Origin of the sequence: Polaribacter sp. 11A2H (assembly GCF_011379025.1) — a bacterium.
Lineage (GTDB): Bacteria > Bacteroidota > Bacteroidia > Flavobacteriales > Flavobacteriaceae > Polaribacter.
On sequence record NZ_WTLD01000001.1, the window covers coordinates 185,498 to 204,841 of the forward strand.

18 protein-coding genes are annotated in these 19,344 nt (G+C 30.8%); 8 read left to right on the forward strand and 10 right to left on the reverse strand.

Features of this window, described 5'->3' with window-relative positions:
• Positions 1-2 precede the first annotated feature (2 nt).
• From pdxH to GQS58_RS00870, 6 genes are all read right to left on the reverse strand, one after another.
• Positions 3-650, reverse strand: a complete 648-nt coding sequence (pdxH, locus tag GQS58_RS00845) for a pyridoxamine 5'-phosphate oxidase (protein WP_166381923.1) — start codon at positions 648-650, stop codon at positions 3-5.
• 68 nt (positions 651-718) lie between these two features.
• On the reverse strand, positions 719-1,906 hold the full coding sequence (locus GQS58_RS00850) for an NAD(P)/FAD-dependent oxidoreductase (protein WP_166381925.1): 1,188 nt from the start codon (positions 1,904-1,906) through the stop codon (positions 719-721).
• A 264-nt stretch (positions 1,907-2,170) separates the two neighbouring features.
• Complete coding sequence (locus GQS58_RS00855) at positions 2,171-3,982, reverse strand: AAA family ATPase (protein ID WP_166381927.1); 1,812 nt, start codon at positions 3,980-3,982, stop codon at positions 2,171-2,173.
• A complete protein-coding gene (locus GQS58_RS00860) occupies positions 3,982-4,464 on the reverse strand; it encodes an ABC-three component system middle component 2 (RefSeq protein ID WP_166381929.1) in 483 nt (160 codons plus the stop codon). Before GQS58_RS00860 ends, GQS58_RS00855 begins: the two co-directional genes overlap by 1 nt.
• Positions 4,464-5,513: an ABC-three component system protein gene (locus tag GQS58_RS00865; protein ID WP_166381931.1), complete on the reverse strand. Its 1,050-nt coding sequence runs from the start codon at positions 5,511-5,513 to the stop codon at positions 4,464-4,466. The genes GQS58_RS00860 and GQS58_RS00865 overlap by 1 nt, the downstream gene beginning before the upstream one ends.
• A gap of 105 nt (positions 5,514-5,618) precedes the next feature.
• Positions 5,619-7,049 carry a sodium:solute symporter gene (locus tag GQS58_RS00870; RefSeq protein WP_166381933.1) on the reverse strand — a complete coding sequence of 477 codons (1,431 nt, stop codon included), beginning with the start codon at positions 7,047-7,049 and terminating at the stop codon, positions 5,619-5,621.
• Positions 7,050-7,201: 152 nt separating this feature from the next.
• Between GQS58_RS00870 and recR the strand changes: the two genes are divergently transcribed.
• Positions 7,202-7,819, forward strand: a complete 618-nt coding sequence (recR, locus tag GQS58_RS00875) for a recombination mediator RecR (protein ID WP_166381935.1) — start codon at positions 7,202-7,204, stop codon at positions 7,817-7,819.
• Between the two features lie 62 nt (positions 7,820-7,881).
• On the opposite strand, the gene GQS58_RS00880 is transcribed toward recR, so the two are convergent.
• The 4 genes from GQS58_RS00880 to GQS58_RS00895 all read right to left on the reverse strand — a co-directional run bounded on the left by GQS58_RS00880 (position 7,882) and on the right by GQS58_RS00895 (position 11,139).
• On the reverse strand, positions 7,882-8,457 hold the full coding sequence (locus GQS58_RS00880) for a CopD family protein (protein WP_166381937.1): 576 nt from the start codon (positions 8,455-8,457) through the stop codon (positions 7,882-7,884).
• Between the two features lie 110 nt (positions 8,458-8,567).
• On the reverse strand, positions 8,568-9,584 hold the full coding sequence (gene hemH, locus GQS58_RS00885; protein ID WP_166381939.1) for a ferrochelatase: 1,017 nt from the start codon (positions 9,582-9,584) through the stop codon (positions 8,568-8,570).
• A 112-nt stretch (positions 9,585-9,696) separates the two neighbouring features.
• Positions 9,697-10,212, reverse strand: coding sequence for a TrmH family RNA methyltransferase (locus tag GQS58_RS00890; protein WP_166381941.1), 516 nt, complete (start codon positions 10,210-10,212; stop codon positions 9,697-9,699).
• A gap of 42 nt (positions 10,213-10,254) precedes the next feature.
• A complete protein-coding gene (locus GQS58_RS00895) occupies positions 10,255-11,139 on the reverse strand; it encodes a helix-turn-helix domain-containing protein (RefSeq protein ID WP_166381943.1) in 885 nt (294 codons plus the stop codon).
• A 204-nt stretch (positions 11,140-11,343) separates the two neighbouring features.
• Here GQS58_RS00895 and hemA point away from each other — a divergent pair, with 204 nt between their 5' ends.
• From hemA to GQS58_RS00930, 7 genes are all read left to right on the forward strand, one after another.
• Positions 11,344-12,579 (forward strand): glutamyl-tRNA reductase, encoded by a 1,236-nt coding sequence (gene hemA, locus GQS58_RS00900; protein WP_166381945.1) that lies wholly within the window; start codon positions 11,344-11,346, stop codon positions 12,577-12,579.
• An 11-nt stretch (positions 12,580-12,590) separates the two neighbouring features.
• Positions 12,591-14,180 (forward strand): hydroxymethylbilane synthase, encoded by a 1,590-nt coding sequence (hemC, locus tag GQS58_RS00905; RefSeq protein ID WP_166381947.1) that lies wholly within the window; start codon positions 12,591-12,593, stop codon positions 14,178-14,180.
• A gap of 314 nt (positions 14,181-14,494) precedes the next feature.
• Entirely contained in the window at positions 14,495-15,460 is a 966-nt protein-coding gene (gene hemB, locus GQS58_RS00910; protein WP_166381949.1) for a porphobilinogen synthase, read from the forward strand.
• An 80-nt stretch (positions 15,461-15,540) separates the two neighbouring features.
• A complete protein-coding gene (gene hemL / locus GQS58_RS00915; protein ID WP_166381951.1) occupies positions 15,541-16,830 on the forward strand; it encodes a glutamate-1-semialdehyde 2,1-aminomutase in 1,290 nt (429 codons plus the stop codon).
• A 62-nt stretch (positions 16,831-16,892) separates the two neighbouring features.
• Positions 16,893-17,921, forward strand: a complete 1,029-nt coding sequence (gene hemE / locus GQS58_RS00920) for a uroporphyrinogen decarboxylase (RefSeq protein WP_166381953.1) — start codon at positions 16,893-16,895, stop codon at positions 17,919-17,921.
• Between the two features lies 1 nt (position 17,922).
• Complete coding sequence (locus GQS58_RS00925; protein WP_166381955.1) at positions 17,923-18,267, forward strand: 5-carboxymethyl-2-hydroxymuconate Delta-isomerase; 345 nt, start codon at positions 17,923-17,925, stop codon at positions 18,265-18,267.
• A gap of 122 nt (positions 18,268-18,389) precedes the next feature.
• On the forward strand, positions 18,390-19,133 hold the full coding sequence (locus tag GQS58_RS00930; protein WP_166381958.1) for an EI24 domain-containing protein: 744 nt from the start codon (positions 18,390-18,392) through the stop codon (positions 19,131-19,133).
• The last annotated feature ends 211 nt before the right edge of the window (positions 19,134-19,344 follow it).

Below are 19,344 nucleotides of genomic sequence, written 5' to 3' on the forward strand. Positions count from 1 at the left end.
ATTTATGGTGCTAATCTTTCTTTTTTCCAAGAAAAATCTTCTTCTAAGGTATATCTTATTCTATCGTGCATTCTATTTGGTCTCCCTTGCCAAAATTCTATAGAAATTGGTTTTACCAAATAACCTCCCCAATGCTTGGGTCTAACTATTTCTTTTCCTTCAAATTTATCTTCTAATCGTTTTAAATTGCCATCTAATTCTTCTCTAGAAGCAACAACAGCACTTTGGTTAGATGCCCAAGCACCTAATTTACTTCCGTCTGGTCTAGATTCAAAATAACCATCAGATAAATTCTCTGCTAATATTTCTGCATTCCCTTTTATAATAATTTGTTGTTCTAAGGCAGGCCAGAAGAAAGACAAGCAAATATTATTATTCGCTGCAATTGCTTTTCCTTTTTCCGAATTGTAATTGGTATAAAATATAAAACCTTCCCAAGTGAATTTTTTTAATAAAACAACTCTACTTTTAGGAAAACCATCTAAACCAATGGAAGATACAGTCATGGCGTTACTTTCATCTACCATGTTTGATGTATCGGCTTTTAGAAACCAAGTTTGAAAAAATTCCATGGGATTTTCTGGACAAGTACTTTCTAAAAGTTCTTGTTTTTCGTAGGATTTTCTGTAATTACTTAAATCTTTAGACATTATATATAAATTCTATACAGTAAAAATACAGAATATTTTAAGAGTATTAACACTCTAAAACAGCCTTTTTAAAGATTTTTGTTGATATACTTTGCTAAGTAAACACCAGAACTTGCACAACCCTGAATTAAATATCCTCCAGTTGGAGCATCCCAATTTAACATTTCTCCAATACAAAATTGATTCGGAATTTTATGTAACTGAAAATGAGTGTCTACAGCGTTTAATGCTATTCCGCCAACGGTAGAAATTGCAGTGTTTAATTTCCCTAAACCTGTAATTTCTAAAGGAAATTTTTTAATATATTTTGATAAAATTACTGTATCTAAATACGCTTCTTTAGAAAGATGAATTTTAAGTAACTCTATTTGAGAAGTGCTTAATTTTAATCCTTTCTTTAAAATTTGTGTGGTGTTTTTAAAGTTTGAATTTACCATTTTATTGCTCACTTCTTCTTGTGAAAAAGTAGGTTTAAAATCGATGTAAACTATTGCCTTTTCTTCGGATTTTAGTTGTGCTCTAATCTGCGGACTCAAGGCGTAAATAGCATTTCCTTCGATTCCGAATTTGGTAATTACAGCTTCTCCTTTTTGTGTTTTATCAGCACAAGAAATAGCAATATTTTTTAAAGGATTTCCTTCATTTTGTTTGATGAAATCTAGATTCCAATCAATTTTAAAAGCACAGTTAGAAGCTTCAAACGGAGCTGTGTTTACACCTTTTTCTTGAAACGTTTCTAACCAGCTTCCATCAGAACCAGTAATTTTCCAACTAGCGCCACCTAAAGAGAAAGCCGTATAATCAGAATGAATAATCTTGTCATTGATGATTAAATTATTTTCAGCATCCCAACCAGAAAAAATGTGTTCATATTTAAAAATGATTCCTTTTTCTTTTAAATGATTTAAGATAGTATTTAAAACAGTGATTGGTTTTATACCTTCTTCGGGGTAAATTCTCTTGCTACTGCCAATATACGTCGGAATTCCTATGGATTGTAACCAATTTCTAAAATCATCATTGGTGAAATTTAATAAAGCATCTTTTAAAACATCAGTAGGCGTATAGCGTTCAATAAAATCTAGAATAGGTTCTGAATGTGTCAAATTAAAACCACCTTTTCCGGCAACTAATAGTTTTCTTCCTGCTGTTTTATTTTTTTCATAAATAGTAACCTCAAACTTTTCAGTATCTAAAAATGCCGCTAAAAGTAGGGCAGAAGGTCCGGAGCCAATGATTGAAATTGATTTTTTCATGTTATTTATTTATAAAATGATATATGCTTGTTTTTTTAAGGTTTAAGTGGTTTTTTTATTGAATTTGCTAACGGTTTGTATATGGAAAGTAGGGCAGATGATAAGCACTATATTTCGGATTTAACACTTAGCTAAATATAAATATTTTGTTTTTAACTTTCGTTTAAATGCTAAATTTTATATTTAGCGAACTTTGTAAATAAACACAGACCTTTGGAGTTAGCACAAAAGCCCTATTTTTATATACATTGTTAGCGGCAGCCTTTATTTCGTAGGTATAAAGCCATTTTCTCTTGTGTATTTTATATGATTTATGTTTTCTTTTATATCTGTTGGTGGTACTTCATTTTCAATTATAATTATTTGTTCTAAATCACTTTGATTACAGATATATCTATAGAAATCCATTGCTAAATCATCACTAATCCTTTCCGCTCCAATATTTTCTGGCTTCTTATAAGAGACTAATGGAGAATCTATTATTGGTACACCTATTGAATATTCTTTTTTTAATATTAGTTCTTGTAATGCTACAATGAAAGCGGAATAAATAATTGCTCTAACCCCTTTCCCAGATAGATTTCTGTCTTCACCTGAAATTACAAAATCATTTTGCTCCTCACTATAACTGACATCAGTTAGATTTGGGTAATTATAACCTTTAAGAACAGATTTTATCGCTTCTGAAAGTGGTGTTAATGATGCAGTTGATATATGCTCAAATGTTTCTTTAGAACTAGATTTAGGTATAGAGTTTTCTAGTTTTTCTTTTTCTGCTTTAAATTTTTCAAGTTGCTCAAATTTATATAAAGCTCCAAGAGCTATACTTTTCTTTTCATTTTGTTGGTTGATTTGTTCAATTATCAACCCCATTTCCAAGCCAACTCCTTTATCAATTTCTAAAGTGTATTTATTTATATTTTCCTCTAAGTCAAAAACTTCTGTAGACACATCCTTAAATTCTTCTTTTAATATTTTTTCTGATTCAAGTAATTCTTGAATCAATGATTCAATTTTTTGTATTTCTTTACTGCAAGAATCTATTATTTTATTAATGTCTGCAATTGAGCATTTTTCTTCTATTTCTCCATTACAAAGTGGGCAATTACCATTGGTAGAATGATTTTCTTCATTTAATAAAACACTTGTTTCAATAGTCGATTTTAAGCGTGATACATCTGAATAATAATGAGATTTTAATAAGTCTGTTCTTTTATATAACTCTTCGATTACTCTTTTACGTGATTTTCTTTTATGAAGAATGTTTAAAGTTTTTACTCTTTCACTTTCTATTTCATTGAATTTATTCTGAAGATTAGAATGGTTTTCTGTTAATTTTTCAATTAAAGAATTAGTCTCGCTCAGCATCAATGATGGTTCAACTTTAAGAGCTTTTAAATCCTTAGTATTGTCATTTATAAACTCTTTTAATATTTCTAATTTTCCTTTTCTATTTGATATTTGGTTTTGAGAAAGGGATTCAATTATAGTGCTATCATCATTTCCTGTAACAATTAATTTTAAAACATTTGATTCTTCGGTAGCTTTTGTATAATGACTAACGATCAATGATTCTTCTGTAGTGATTTTGGATTCATTAACCATTGAGAATTTTACAATATCACGATATGAAATTGGTCTAGTTTTTCCCTTTTGGTTTGTTCTGATTTTTTTGCCTGTAAGATTATTTAGTTTAAGTAAAAAAGCGGAAACAGTTTGTTCATTATAGGGACTATGTTTTCTATCAAGAATTTCGAATTCATCAGTTTCTTTAATTTTATCTATAGATGAATTATAAAGTTTAAAACTGCCACCTTTTAAATCGCTTAATAAAGTATAAGTGGTGTTTGTTGAATCAATTAATTCTAAATAGATGAAATCGTAATTTCTTGATTCTTTAATAGATTTTGGCGGTTTTGAACCACCAAACATATAATTGAAGCATTGGAAAATATATGATTTACCTACGTTTGAAGGACCAGTAATGATATTAACGCCTTTTTCAAAAACGATACTTGCATTTTCAACTGATTTACCTATCAGTCGTAACTCTTTTATTATGAATCCCGTTTTCATTATTGTAAAATTTCAATATTAAACTCATTGTCTATCTCTGATAATTTTGGAGTCATAATTTTTTTTAATTCTTCTTTGGTGTGTTTTGAGTATTTATTAATAGCCCAATTTGCTTTTTCCTGAAGCTTGATTGAGTATAGTTCTTCAAGTGATTCAAGAAATGGCATTGCGTTTTCAGTTGCTTTATATTCTATACCATTAAAATTATATTGCTTTTCTATTAAATTCTTTGTGATAAAAAGATTTAATCCTTTTTCAATGATAGAACTTCTAACCATTATTTCACCTGAACGATAGGGGACTGCTGGATGAAGACTTTGTGTAGTTTTGTCAATATCTGCTGAATGTATAGTTAGATAGTCAAGATAAACAAGGTTTTGTAAATCAAAAGATTGAGGAAATGATTCATTTAAAATTGTTAAGATTCGAAGACCAGCTTCAACACTATTGTTAAATGGATTTATATTTTTTTTAGTTTCCATTATGTCCATTTGATTTTATTATCATTCACTAATTGATGACAAATTCCTTTTTTATCATAAATAAGACTAACCTCTTTTAGTGGGTTTGAAGAGATTATTGCTTTTCCTGCTTCTCTTTCTACTTCTTTTACTTTTATAAAATTATTCGAATGGATTTCTTCAACAATATCAATAATCCCTTCTAATATTTCATTTTGAAAATCTTCAAAGGTGTCAATAGGTAGGTTATCTCTAGTAAAATTCCTTAACTGTTCTGCGTGATGAAAACTTATTCTAGCTCTTGTAAAATGGTTTTTATAAAGTTCTTTTGAATCTAAATCTATTACATTTTTGTAATCTTCTTTGCTTTCAGAACCGTATGCAGATAAAAGTTGATTAACGTATGTAGTTTCCGAACTTTGTATTGAACTTGGTATATTAGCGGTATCTAATTTTTCACGTTCAGGTAACCCACCACCAAACCTTATTAGATGATTAGGATGTGAAATATGTTCTTTTAAAATATTCTTAGTGTGAATTTTTGAGAAAATTGAAAAATCAAAATTATTTACCCATTTTAAAAATTCTCCTTCTAATTTTATTCCACCTACAGTAGTGTCAATTTCACAATGTTTATCCCAATTATTTACTATTGCATTTTTTAGTTCGGTTGGATTTTGAAGTAATTTGGAAAGTGAAGTTCCACAACCTTTTGGTGCAATAAAATAAAATTTCCTAGGTATTGGGTATTCTAATTTAAAAGTATAGTATAATATTTTAATAAATTCTTTATATACTTGAGCAGGTGTTAATGCATTTTTATAATGTTTGCACTGAAAACAATCCCAAGTATAGTTTTGTTTGTTTTTATCAGTTACATAGCCTACAACATCTCTTCCTTTATCTCCAGCACCTCCGAATCTTTCAGCCTCTATATATACAGTCTTTTTTATGTCAACCCACTCTTCAATAAAATCTTCCCAGTCATCAAATGACATATGTTCAATCATCTTAAGAGGTATTATCCTCTTACCAAAATTGACTTGATGTGATGTTTTGTAGTATGTCATTCGTTTTTTTTTAGCTTACAGCAACTAAATTGTTATCTAACGTTTTAATCTTTAACATCACAAGTTAATGAATTTATCTGAAAATAAGCTTAGAAACAACCCAAATTACTTCTTCGCTAAATACAATCCAACAAACGTTAAAAAGCCATTTAAAACCAACACAAAAAAGCCAAAATCGAAACCAAGTTTTTCTTTAGAATAATAACTAATTACATACGTAAAAATTGGAGCAATAATACAAATAGCTGGTACCAATTTATCTTTTACTTTCATTTTGGTAAACATACCAAAAGCATATAAACCTAATAAAGGTCCGTATGTATAACCTGCAAACGTAAATATTTTTGCAATAACACTAGCATCCGCAATAAAATATTTAAAGATTAGAATGGTTGCAATCAACACAAAAGAAAATATAATATGAATCTTCTTTCTAATTTTTTCTTGTTCGTTTTTGTCTTTCTTTTTATCAATTTCTAAAATATCAATACTAAAAGAAGTAGTTAAAGAAGTTAGGGCAGAATCTGCACTAGAATAGGCCGCAGCAATTAAACCTAATATAAAGAAAAGGGCAGTGGCCAAACCTAAGTTTCCTTGGGTAGCAATATATGGAAAAAGTTGGTCCTTGTGCGTGTCTATTCCTTTTCGTTGTGCGTAATCTGTTAATAAAATACCTAAAGCTAAAAAGAAAAAGTTTACAATAACTAACACAATTGTAAACCAGAACATATTTTTTTGTGCATCTTTTAAATTTCTACACGTCAGGTTTTTTTGCATCATATCTTGGTCTAAACCTGTCATTACAACAGCAATAAATGCACCAGATAAAAATTGTTTCCAGAAATAATTCCCTGCATTAATATCCTCAAAAAAGAAGGTTTTAGACATTTTACTATCTGCAACATACGTAAAGAGATTGTCTATTTTCATTTCACTAGAAATATTGTAAATACAAACGCCTACTGCAATCAGCATAAATAAAGTCTGTAATGTATCTGTCCAAACAATAGTTTTAATACCACCTTTAAAAGTGTATAACCAAATTAATAAAATAGTAATAGACACGGTTACCCAAAATGGAACGCCATAAGCACCAAATAAAATAGCTTGTAGCACATTTGCTACTAAAAAGAGTCTAAATGCAGCACCAACTACTCTAGAAAGTAGAAAAAAACTAGCACCTGTTTTATAAGAATAGTTTCCGAAACGATCTTGTAAATAGGTGTAGATAGATGTTAAGTTTAGTTTGTAATAGAGTGGTAGTAAAACCAAACCAATAACAGCGTAACCGACTACATACCCTAAAACCATTTGAAAATAGCTCATAGAATCTGTTTCTACCCAACCAGGAACAGAGATAAATGTAACGCCAGAAAGGGAGGCACCAATCATACCAAAGGCAACTAAATACCAGGGGGAAGAATTGTTTGCTTTAAAAAATGTTTTGTTGTCTGCAGATTTTCCGGTGAGGTAAGAAATAAAGATTAAAACTGTAAAATAAGCGACTATTAAAACTAGGATATAAAGTGGATGCATGTGAAATTACGAATATTCAATTATGAATTACGAATATAGGATTTTTAGCGATTAGAGAATAGATATTTGAGCAAAGAAAATAGACAAGTATTTCAATGATAAAAGAATGTTTTTCCTGATAACTTTCTCTTTATTGAGTTAAATTTGCAGTTATGGATTTTTCATCAAAACTTTTAGAAAACGCAGTAAATGAGATGTCTCGTTTGCCTGGTATTGGTAAGAGAACTGCATTGCGTTTGGTATTGCATTTATTAAAACAACCTTCGGATAATACAAAATTCTTAACGGAGTCTTTGTTGCATTTAAGAAATGATGTAAAAAACTGTGAGAAATGTCACAATATTTCTGATACGGAGTTGTGTGATATTTGCAATAATGTAAAAAGAAATCCAGAAATTGTTTGTGTAGTAGAAGATATTAGAGATGTAATGGCTATAGAAAGTACATCTCAATTTAATGGGTTGTACCATGTTTTGGGTGGAAAAATTTCTCCTATTGAAGGTATTGGTCCTCAGAATTTAAAAATAGAAAGCCTAATAAAAAAAGTAGAAAGCGGAGAAGTAAAAGAATTGATATTTGCGTTAAGTTCTACCATGGAAGGGGATACAACGAACTTTTATATTTTTAAACAAATAGAAAAATTTGAAATTACTACAAGTACAATTGCACGTGGAATTTCTGTAGGTGACGAATTAGAATACGCAGATGAAGTTACTTTAGGAAGGTCTATTGTAAATAGAATTCCGTTTGAGCAGAGTATTAGAGGGTAATTTAGTTTACAGTTTTCAGTAGCAGTTTACAGTGAGCAGCTGAGACTGAAAACTGTGACTGCTTACTCTTTTTCCAAAACCTCTCTCTCGGCTTTTTCCCAAGATTTCTTTTCTCTAATTTTTTTGTAGAGTCTAATACCTAACATTAGTAAAACTCCAAAAAGAAAGATTCCGGCAACGCCCCAAATCCAGTTAATGGCAGATTTTAAGGTTACTAAAAAAACTACTGCAAAAAGTATAATTGTAGCAACTTCGTTCCATATTCTTAATTTAAAAGCAGAGTATTTTATAACATCGTTTTGCAGTTGCTTGTATATTTTCTGACAAGAATAGTGGTAAAAATATAAAGCTAAAACAAAAGTTAATTTTACATGCATCCAAGGCATTTCTAAATACACTGGGTTTTTATATAGCATCCAAAAGGCAAAAAAACTTGCTAAAATAGCAGAAGGCCAAGTAATCATGTACCACAACCTTTTACTCATTAATTTGTATTGGGTTTGTAAAATTTCTTTGGCAGGTTCTGGTTTTTTTTCTGCTTCTACGTGGTAAATAAATAAGCGGATAATGTAAAATAAACCTGCAAACCAAGTGACTACAAAGATAATGTGTAATGCTTTTACGTAAAGGAAATCCATTTTTTATAAATTTAGTTTCAAAAAAACTTCTCGCAAAGTCGCCGAGGCGCAAAGTTTTTATTTTGCTTACTGAGACTGAGACTGAGACTGAGACTGAGACTGACTACTGTTTACTTCTTTCTCCAGTCGTTAATCCATTTTACCATCACATCTACCCAATCGTCATTATCGTTCATACAAGGTATGTGTTTATAATCTGTACCACCAAATTTTAAGAATTCGTCTTTTCCTTCCATTGCAATTTCCTCTAAAGTTTCTAAACAATCTGCAACAAATGCAGGAGTAATTACGGCTAGTTTCTTTTTACCTTCTCCTGGAAATTTCTCAATTTCAAAATCGGTATATGGTTTTAACCAAGGATCTTTTAATAAACGAGATTGAAAAGAATTGCTGTACGTACCTTCTTTTAAATTTAATGTTTTCGCAATTTCTTTGGTCGTTTCAAAACACTGATGTCTGTAACATGTGTGGTGTGCAACCGAATTACGCTCACAACAAGAACCGTCTATTTTACAGTGGTTTTTGGTAACATCAGATTTCATGATATGACGCTCTGGAATACCGTGATAAGAAAACAAAATATGATCGTAATCAAAACCTTCTAAATGATTGGCAATGTTGTTACTCATTGCTTTTATGTAATCTGGCTCGTTATAAAAAGCAGGTAAAAGGTCTAGTTTTACATTTGGATATTTTTCTGCCAAAATTTCTTCTGCCTTAACAACAACAGTTTCATAAGAAGACATGGCGTAATGAGGGTATAAGGGCGCTAAAAAGATTTCTGTAACCCCTTTATCTACCAATTCTTTAATTCCTTTTTCCATGGTCATAGAACCATAACGCATTGCCAAAGCAACTGGTAGGTCTACTTTTTTAATTACTTTATCTGTAAATCTTTGAGATATTACTACTAACGGAGAGCCTTCTTTCCACCAGATTTTCTTATAAGCAGCACCTGCTTTTTTAGGTCTTGTTTGTAGTATAATTCCGTTAATAAGTAACCAACGTTTCCAATACGGAATGTCAATTACACGTTCATCCATTAAAAATTCACCTAAATAATTTTTAACGTCTTGTGTTTCTGTAGAATCTGGTGATCCTAAATTGTTAAGTAATATTCCCTTCATTTAAAAAAGTTTCAAAGCTTCAAAGTTTCAAGTTTTTAGGTTGAAAAAATAGACTTTTGTTATTTTGTTTTTTGTTCTGAACTTGTTTCAGAATTTAATTTTTGCTTACTGCTTACTGCTTACTGCTTACTGCCAACTGATTTGTAACTTCATACAACGTAATAGCCAAACTATGTATTACATTCATGCTAGAATTTCTACCATACATTGGTATTGCAATTGTTTCGTCTAGTAAATTTATGTTTTCAATTCCGTTTCTTTCGCTGCCCAAAAGTAATACGATTTTTTCATGATTTTTAAAATTAAAATCTTGAATATCGATGCTTTTATCAGTAATTTCTATACCAATAATTGTGTTTCCTTCTAGCTTTAATTGCTGTATTAAGGTATCAAAATTTGTATAAACATCATGCTGAATTTGATTTACCGTATTTCTTGCCGTCTTTTTTACAATTCTATTTTCTGTGGAAGGTGAATTCTCATGAAAATAAATTTTTTGCACTCCAAAACTTTCAGAAATTCTAAAACACATTCCTATGTTTTCTGGTGTTCTAATAGCATCACAAACAATTGTTATAGGAAATTGCTTTTGATTATTTTCTATGTCGTAATGTGTAAGTTGTTCCAATTTTTTAATTTTGATTACTGATTACTGATTACTGATTACTGATTACTCTTTTAAGCTCATTACATATTTCTTAGGCGTCGTGCCAAATTTCTTTTTAAAGGCTGCAATAAAATGGCTAGAGGTACTATAACCTACTTTTATACCAACTTCATTTACATTAAATTGATTGCTTTCTAGTAATTTTCTTGCGTATTCCATTTTATAATCAAATAGAAAACTATACACGGTATCTCCGTAAATTTGTTTAAAACCTTCTTTTAATTTTTTAATATTTAAACCAATTTCATTAGCTAGTTCTTGCAAACTTGGTGGCTCTGCCATTCTTGCAATAATAATTTCTTTGGCTTTTCTAATTTTTAAAACATTTTGTTCATCTATTAAAAACGGACAAAATTCACCCTCTAGGTTTTCTTCTTTCTGAAAATGAATGCTTAATAATTCGTAAATTTTACCTCTAACATATAAATCTCTAATAGAGCTATTTGTTTTAGAATTTATAATTTGTTGTAAAATAATAGAAACAGTAGGTTTTATTTCTGTGTCATCATAATATTTCTTGTTACTGTTTTCATTACTTAAAAAAGGAATGTAACCAGATTCTTTAGAGAACAATGAGTGAAATTTTTCGATAGAAATTAATAATGAAACCAATGTTGTTTTTGGTTGAATTTCTAAATTGATAGGTAAAACTCCTTGAGGATTGTACAATAAAATGGCTCTATTGTCTAGTACATCAAAAGAGTAGGTGCCATTATTAAATAAAAATTTAGATTTACCTCTTAAACAAAAGTGAATTTGTATAAATGCGTTATTTATGTTTCTTTCAAAGTTTTCTATTTCTTTACTTTCGTTCTGAAAATGAAGCACATAAAAACCTTTTTCTAAAGTAATTTCTTCAAAAGTACTTTCTCCGACATTTTTGAACATAATTATTCTTTTTGGTTTCAAGGTTTTTATTTAGAATCATTCTATATAAAAAGAAGTAAAAACTCAATTACATAGCAAAAGTAATGCTTTTCGGATGTTTTATGGAAAAAAAATAATTAAAAAACATATAACGATACAAATAGTCCTTTAAGCGACATTTTTTTCTAATTGAAGTTTATACTTTTGTCCAACTTTTAGAATAATATGCAAGAGCACAGGCAAGAGCACTTTTATAATATTGGCGTTAGTTACAAAAAAGCGGATGCTAACACGCGTGGAAAATTTTCTTTATCAAAAGAAAATCAAATCTCGTTGTTAAAACTTTCAAAAGAGAGAGGGTATAAAGGGGTCTTTATAATCTCTACCTGCAACAGAACAGAAATAAGCGGTTTTGCAGAAAGACCATGTCAATTAATAGAATTGTTATGTGAATTTTCTGAAGGAACCATTCAAGAATTCTCTAAAGTTTCTAACGTTTATAAAAACCAAGAAGCAATACATCAGTTATTTAGAATTGGTACTGGTTTAGAAAGTCAGATTTTAGGAGATTACGAAATTGTAGGTCAGTTAAGACAGTCGTTTAAATTGGCTAAATCTTTAAAGACTACCAATGCGTATTCAGAAAGGCTGATAAATTCTGTTTTACAAGCAAGTAAACGCGTTAAGAATGAAACCAGATTAAGCTCTGGTACTACTTCGGTTTCTTATGCTGCTATTCAATATCTTATTAAAAATTTACCAAATTACAATTCTAAAAATATTTTAGTTTTTGGTTTAGGTAAAATGGGAAAACATACTTGTAAAAACTTAGCCGAATACACGCAAAATAAATCTGTTTGTTTAATTAATAGAACTGAAGAAAAAACAACAGAATTTGTTAAAGAACATGCTACTATTAGAAAAGCAGTTATAGAAAACTTGTCTGATGAAATAGAAAAAGCAGATGTTTTAATTGTTTCTACAGGCGCAGATAAACCTACCATTACAAAAGAACATATTTCTAAAAATAGAGATTTATTAATTTTAGATTTATCGATGCCAGAAAATGTGGCAAAAGATGTTACTGATTTTAATGGAGTTTCTATTGTAAATATAGATGAACTTTCTAAGATTACAGACGAAACTTTAGCAGTTCGTCAACAAGAAGTACCATTTGCAGAGGCAATTATAGAGACCCACAAAGCAGAGTTTAATGAATGGTTAAATCATAGAAGGTTTACACCAGCAATTGCTGCATTAAAGAAATCATTAGAAAATATTACAAACGACGAAATTAATTTTCAGAAGAAAAAAATTGCAGGTTTTGATGAAATTCAGGCAGAAATCTTAACTTCACGTTTTATACAGAAAATAACCACCCAATTTGTGAAACATTTAAAAGATGAAGAAACATCTGTTACACAAAGCCTACAAGTAATTAATAAGGTTTTTAAATCTTAATCAAAAACTCCATGCAGAAAATAATAAAAATAGGAACTCGTGATAGCGAATTAGCGCTTTGGCAAGCTAATAAAGTGCGCAAAGAATTAAAGGAATTAGGCTATGAGTCTGTAATTGTTCCTATAAAATCTTTGGGAGATATTGTTTTAGACAAACCCTTATATGAATTAGGGGTTACAGGTGTCTTTACTAAAAATTTAGATGTTGCTATGTTAAATGGTGATATTGATATTGCAGTACATTCTCTTAAAGATGTACCTACCGTTTTACCAGAAGGAATTATACAAGCTGCAGTTTTAAGACGTGATGATTATTCTGATGTTTTATTACTTAAAGGAACAGAAGAGTTTTTTGGACAACCAGAAGGAATTATTGCAACCGGAAGTTTGCGTAGAAAAGCAATGTGGTTAGATAGATATCCAACACATAAAGTAGAAGGTTTAAGAGGAAATGTAAATACTCGTTTACAGAAGTTAGAAGAAAGTGAAACTTGGGATGGAGCTATTTTTGCAGCTGCAGGTTTATATCGTATTGGAAAAAAACCAGAAGACGCAATTAGTCTTTCTTGGATGACTCCTGCACCAGGACAAGGTGCAATGATGGTTACTTGTTTACAAAAAGATGAGTATTCTTTAGATGCTTGTGAACAATTAAACCATAAAGAAACAGAAATTTGTACCACAATAGAACGTGAGTTCTTACATCTTTTAGAAGGTGGTTGTACGGCACCTATAGGAGCTGTTGCTTACATAGATGGAAAAACAGAAGAGATAAATTTTAGAGGTGTTTTATTAAAAAAAGATGGTTCTAAAAAGATTTCTGTTGCTAAAACTGCAAAAGTTGGTAGCCATAAATTTTTGGCTAAAGATTGTGCAGACTATGTAATTAATAGAGGAGGAAAAGAGTTAATGGCAGAAGATGAAGAAACGGTTGCTCCTTTGCAAAATATCTTTTCTACTAAAAAGCTTTCAGAACTTCAAAAGGAAACAATATCAGAAACTATTGGAGTAAAAGATAGCGATTTTATTAAAATCCGTTTTAATAGAATTCCGGCTAAAGTGATTAAAAACGAAATAGAAAACGTTATTATCACTAGTCAGAATGGAGTAGAAGCACTTTTAAATTCTTTCACAAGAGATGAAATGAATTTTAAAAACATTTACTGTGTAGGTAGAAGAACTAAAAAACTAATTGAAAACAGAATTGGTAAAGTTGCGCACGCTGCAAAAAATGCTAAGAAATTAGCAGCGTATTTAGCAGAAGAATTAGATACTAAAAAAGTAACTTATTTTTGTAGTAACTTAAGATTAGATGTTTTACCAGCTTCTTTAAAAGCGAACGATATTTCTGTAACAGAAGTAGAAGCATACAAAACAATGCTAAGTTCAGAAAAAATTGAAGATGAAGTTTCTGGAGTTTTATTTTATAGCCCATCAGGAATTGAAAGCTATTTAGAAGAAAATAACCCAGATAGAGTTGCTTTTTGTATTGGAGAAACAACAGCGGTAGAAGCTAGAAAATATTTTGAAAAAGTAGAAGTAGCAAACATGCCAAGTGTAGATAGTTTGTTAGAATTAGTAAACTTATATTATTCAAGATAAAGAGATCTTTCCTATAAGGAATATACCTTTTTAGATACTAAAAAAGATAATTATTTAAGCGTTTTAAAGGGCTTTCCACGATATCTTTTTCTAGAAAAGAAAAAAAGTTAAGAATATCAGCAGATGTTAGAACGGAAGAAGTTCTTAACGCATATTGCAAGTTCACAAACATTCTGCAACGATCCTGCAAGGTTTTTAGAACCTTGTAGGTATAAATTACAAAAGTTAATCACCTACAAGGTTTTGGAAACCTTGCAGGAAAAGAAAAACACCTACAAGGTTTTTTGAAGCTTTGTAGGAGAAAAAATAGAGAAATGTTTCGTACAAGAAGACTTAGAAAAACAGAAGGAATTAGAAGATTAGTTAGAGAAACTAAAGTGTCTGTAGACGATTTTATTTATCCACTTTTTATAGAAGAAGGAGAAAATATAGAAACAGAAATTGTTTCTATGCCAGGAATAAAACGTTTTTCTTTAGACAGAATTTCTAAAGAATTAGATGAGGTTATGGAATTAGATATCCCAGCTGTTTTGTTATTCGGAATTCCATCAACAAAAGATGATGAGGGAACAGAAACTTGGAACGATAACGGAATTATGCAAAAAGCAATTCGTTTTATCAAGAAAAACTACCCCAGTTTATATGTAATTACAGACGTTTGTTTTTGTGAATATACTTCTCATGGGCATTGTGGAATTATTCATGACAATGATGTAGACAATGATGCTACGTTAGTCAATATAGCAAAACAAGTTGTTTCGCATGCAAAAGCAGGTGTAGATATGGTTGCACCATCGGGAATGATGGACGGAACGATTGATATGATTCGTCAGTCTTTAGACAATACCGGTTTTGTAAACTTACCAATTATGGCGTATGCTGTAAAATATTCATCAGCATTTTATGGCCCTTTTAGAGACGCTGCCGATTCTGCTCCCACTTTCGGAGACAGAAGAACCTATCAAATGGATCCCGCAAATAGAGACGAAGGAATGCGTGAAGCAACTTTTGACGATCAAGAAGGAGCCGATATTTTAATGGTAAAACCAGCATTGTCTTATTTAGATATTATTAGAGATTTAAAAAACAATTTCGACCGCCCGATTGCATGTTATAATGTAAGTGGAGAATATGCAATGGTAAAAGCTGCTGCAGAAAAAGGTTGGATTGATGGTGAAAAAGTAATGATGGAAAGCTTATTGTCTATGAAAAGAGCAGGAGCAGATATTATTATTACGTATTTTGCAAAAGAAGCAGCGAGAGTTCTGTTGAGAAAATAAAGTTACAATGTCACCTCGAGCGCAGTCGAGAGGTTTTATAAAGGTCTCGACTGCGCTCGACCAGACAAAAATCTATAAACATGGAATTTAAGAAATCAGAAAAATTATATAAAAAAGGATTAAAACATCTAGTAGGAGCAGTAAATTCTCCTGTTAGAGCCTTTTCATCAGTTGGAGGAAATCCTTTGTTTATTAAAAAAGCAAAAGGAACTAAAATTACCGATGTTGATGGTAATAAATATGTAGATTTAGTACTTTCTTACGGACCAATGATTTTAGGTCACAGACATAAAAAAGTACAAAAAGCTGTTGAAAAAGCATTAAAAAAGGGATATTCTTTTGGAGCATCAACAGAAAATGAAATAAAATTAGCAAAAATAGTTTGTGATGCTTTTCCTGGAATGGATAAAGTCCGTTTTGTGAATTCGGGAACAGAAGCTGTTTTAAGCGGAATCCGTTTAGCAAGAGCATTTACCGGAAAAGATAAAATTATAAAATTTGCAGGGTGTTACCATGGGCATCAAGATGCTTTATTGGTTGCTGCTGGTTCTGGTTTAATAACATTAAGTTTACCAGGTTCTAAAGGAGTACCAGAAGGAGCTGTAAAGAACACATTAATTTCTAACTTTAATGATTTAGATAGTGTAAAAAAACACTTTGAAAATGACGATAATATTGCCGGTGTAATTATAGAACCAATTGCGGGTAATATGGGAGTTGTAATTCCTGAAAATAATTTTTTGGTAGAATTAAAAGCCTATTTAGAAACAAAAGGAGCCTTGTTAATTGCAGATGAAGTAATGACAGGTTTTCGTTCTAAATTTGGTGGAGCGCAAGAATTATTAGGTGTAGAAGCAGATATTACGTGTTTAGGTAAAGTAATAGGTGGAGGTTTCCCTGTGGGAGCTTACGGAGCAAGAGAAGAAATTATGCAAGAAGTTGCACCTTTAGGCGGAATGTATCAAGCAGGCACGTTAAGTGGAAATCCAATTGCTATGGCAGGCGGAATTGCAACTTTAACAGAACTTAAAAAGCAAAATCCGTATAAACAATTTGAAGAAACGGGTAGTATTATAGAAGTTATTTTATTAGAAACGGCTAAGAAATATAATGTTGCTTTAACTGTAAATAGATTTGGTTCTATGTTAAATCCTTTCTTTGTAAATAGTGAGGTTACTAACTTTGTAGAAGCACAATTATCAGACACTAAAAAGTTTGCAGTATTTTTCTGGGAAATGATTAGAAACGGAGTTTTCTTACCGCCAAGTCAGTTTGAAGCATGGTTTTTATCATCAGCTTTGTCAGACAAGGATATTAAGACTATTGCCAATGCAGTTGATAAAGCAATGAAAAAAGTTTCAGAAATATAATATATAAAAATATCAGACCTCACAGGTTTTTAAAACCTGTGAGGTCTTTAAAAAGCTAAATCATGATTAAAAACGATTTATTTTTAAGAGCATTAAAAGGAGAAACGGTAGATAGACCGCCAGTTTGGATGATGCGTCAGGCAGGAAGATATTTACCAGAGTTTCAAGAAATCAAGAAAAAGTACGATTTCTTTACACGTTGCCAAACACCAGAGTTAGCATCAGAAATTACGGTACAACCTATTCGTAGATACGGAATGGACGCTGCAATTCTGTTTTCAGATATTTTGGTCATTCCACAAGCAATGAACATTCATGTGGAAATGAAACCAGATTTCGGACCTTATTTACCGAATCCAATTCGTACTCAAAAAGACTTAGATTCAGTAATTGTTCCAGATATTCAAGATACTTTAGGGTATGTAATGGAAGCTATTAAGGCTACTAAAGAAAAATTAAATGACGAAGTTCCGTTAATTGGTTTTGCAGGTTCACCATGGACAATTCTTTGCTATTGTGTACAAGGACAAGGTTCTAAAAACTTTGATAAAGCAAAAGAATTATGTTTCACAAACCCTGTGGTAGCACATTCTTTATTACAAAAAATAACAGACACAACAATTGCGTATTTAAAAGCAAAAGTTGAGGCAGGAGTAGATGCTGTACAAGTTTTTGATTCTTGGGGAGGCATGTTATCTCCAGTAGATTATCAAGAATTTTCTTGGCAATATATGCAACAAATTATCGATGCTTTAAAAGAGATTACTCCGGTAATTGCTTTTGGTAAAGGTTGTTGGTTTGCCTTAAACGAGATGTCTAAATCGGGAGCTTCTGCTTTAGGTGTAGATTGGACGTGTTCTCCAAGAAATGCACGTTATTTATCTGGAGGTAAAATTACTTTACAAGGTAATTTCGATCCTACAAGATTATTTTCTCCACCGGCAGTCATCAAAAAAATGGTTCACCAAATGATTAATGAATTTGGTAAAGACAGATTAGTTGTAAATCTTGGTCATGGTATTTTACCTAACATTCCGTTAGAAAATGCCAAAGCATTTATAGATGCTGTAAAAGAATACAAAGCAAATTAAAATGCCACATTTTATTTTAGATTGTTCAGAAAATATATTAAAAATTCAAAATCCTAAAAAGGTATTAGAAGCTGTTTTTGAAACAGCTTTTTCTACTGGGTTATTTGACAGAAATGATATTAAAGTCCGATTAAACCCTTTTAAATATTCTTTAGTTGAAGGAGCAGAATCAGATTTTATTCATGTTTTTGGTAATATTATGGAAGGTAGAGTTGAGCAAGAAAAAGCAGAACTTTCTTACGCAATAGTAACAACGTTAACAACCTTGTTCCCAAAAGTACCAATTATTTCTATGAATATTAGAGGTTTTGAAGAGAGTACCTACTGTAATAAATCTATGATTTAAGTACATCATTTGGGCGTTACTTTATCTTGAAAAAAATCAAGATAAAGTCGCGCTTTTCGTTATATCTTTTTGCAAAAAAGCAAAAAGGATGCCACTACAATCGCTAACGCAAACCAACGCTAATGATTAAAAATATACTTTCAGCAATTAAAGCTTACGCTGGTTCTTTTGGTTTAATATCAAAATTAAAACTTTGGAAATACTTTATTGTTCCGGTTGTAATTAGTCTAATAACAGCAACAATTATTGGGTTTACATCGTATGGCTTATCTGATAATATAGGTGTATTTATCGCTAAATTATGGATTTGGGATTGGGGAAAAGAAACCGTTACTACTATTGCTTCTTTTATTGGAGCTGTTTTTGTTTTAGTTATTGGCTTTTTATTATATAAGCATATAGTAATGGCTTTATCAGCACCATTTATGAGTCCGGTATCAGAAAAAATAGAAACTTATATCAACAGAGATTTAAATCACAATCACAGAAAAACGAGCTTTCAAGAACAATTAATTAGAGGAGTTAGAATAAGTTTAAGAAATTTATCCAAAGAAATATTATTTACAATACCATTATTACTACTAAGTTTTATACCAATAATAGGTTTATTTTTTACTGTTTTGTTATTTTTAGTACAAGCATATTACGCAGGTTTTGGTAATATGGATTATACGTTAGAAAGACATTTAAACTATAAAAACAGCATCAACTTTGTTGGCAAAAATAAAGGATATGCTATTGGAAACGGAATTGTTTTTATGCTTTGTTTATTAATACCCGTTTTAGGAATAATTATTGTTTTACCACTTTCTGTAACTGCTGCATCTGTAAAAACAGTAGCTTTATTAAATAAAGAAAGTAATTAAACACCTTGAAAGGTTTCCAGAACATCTTGCAAGGTTTTCAGAATATCCTGCAAGGTTTTCAGAACATCCTGCAAGGTTTTCAGAACCTTGTAGGTATATATATTCAACCAACCACCAATAACAGTTTAAAACCTTGTTGGTGTAAAATAGCAAATCAGACCTATAAGTTTTTTTTAACCTTGCAGGAGAAATAAAATAATTATGAAGTTAG

What these genes read in the sequence shown, in the direction of transcription:
- pdxH (WP_166381923.1), bottom strand. Translation starts at nt 650, where the DNA reads ATGTCTAAAGATTTAAGTAATTACAGAAAATCCTACGAAAAACAAGAA.
- GQS58_RS00850 (WP_166381925.1), bottom strand. Translation starts at nt 1,906, where the DNA reads ATGAAAAAATCAATTTCAATCATTGGCTCCGGACCTTCTGCCCTACTT.
- GQS58_RS00855 (WP_166381927.1), bottom strand. Translation starts at nt 3,982, where the DNA reads ATGAAAACGGGATTCATAATAAAAGAGTTACGACTGATAGGTAAATCA.
- GQS58_RS00860 (WP_166381929.1), bottom strand. Translation starts at nt 4,464, where the DNA reads ATGGAAACTAAAAAAAATATAAATCCATTTAACAATAGTGTTGAAGCT.
- GQS58_RS00865 (WP_166381931.1), bottom strand. Translation starts at nt 5,513, where the DNA reads ATGACATACTACAAAACATCACATCAAGTCAATTTTGGTAAGAGGATA.
- GQS58_RS00870 (WP_166381933.1), bottom strand. Translation starts at nt 7,049, where the DNA reads ATGCATCCACTTTATATCCTAGTTTTAATAGTCGCTTATTTTACAGTT.
- recR (WP_166381935.1), top strand. Translation starts at nt 7,202, where the DNA reads ATGGATTTTTCATCAAAACTTTTAGAAAACGCAGTAAATGAGATGTCT.
- GQS58_RS00880 (WP_166381937.1), bottom strand. Translation starts at nt 8,457, where the DNA reads ATGGATTTCCTTTACGTAAAAGCATTACACATTATCTTTGTAGTCACT.
- hemH (WP_166381939.1), bottom strand. Translation starts at nt 9,584, where the DNA reads ATGAAGGGAATATTACTTAACAATTTAGGATCACCAGATTCTACAGAA.
- GQS58_RS00895 (WP_166381943.1), bottom strand. Translation starts at nt 11,139, where the DNA reads ATGTTCAAAAATGTCGGAGAAAGTACTTTTGAAGAAATTACTTTAGAA.
- hemA (WP_166381945.1), top strand. Translation starts at nt 11,344, where the DNA reads ATGCAAGAGCACAGGCAAGAGCACTTTTATAATATTGGCGTTAGTTAC.
- hemC (WP_166381947.1), top strand. Translation starts at nt 12,591, where the DNA reads ATGCAGAAAATAATAAAAATAGGAACTCGTGATAGCGAATTAGCGCTT.
- hemB (WP_166381949.1), top strand. Translation starts at nt 14,495, where the DNA reads ATGTTTCGTACAAGAAGACTTAGAAAAACAGAAGGAATTAGAAGATTA.
- hemL (WP_166381951.1), top strand. Translation starts at nt 15,541, where the DNA reads ATGGAATTTAAGAAATCAGAAAAATTATATAAAAAAGGATTAAAACAT.
- hemE (WP_166381953.1), top strand. Translation starts at nt 16,893, where the DNA reads ATGATTAAAAACGATTTATTTTTAAGAGCATTAAAAGGAGAAACGGTA.
- GQS58_RS00925 (WP_166381955.1), top strand. Translation starts at nt 17,923, where the DNA reads ATGCCACATTTTATTTTAGATTGTTCAGAAAATATATTAAAAATTCAA.
- GQS58_RS00930 (WP_166381958.1), top strand. Translation starts at nt 18,390, where the DNA reads ATGATTAAAAATATACTTTCAGCAATTAAAGCTTACGCTGGTTCTTTT.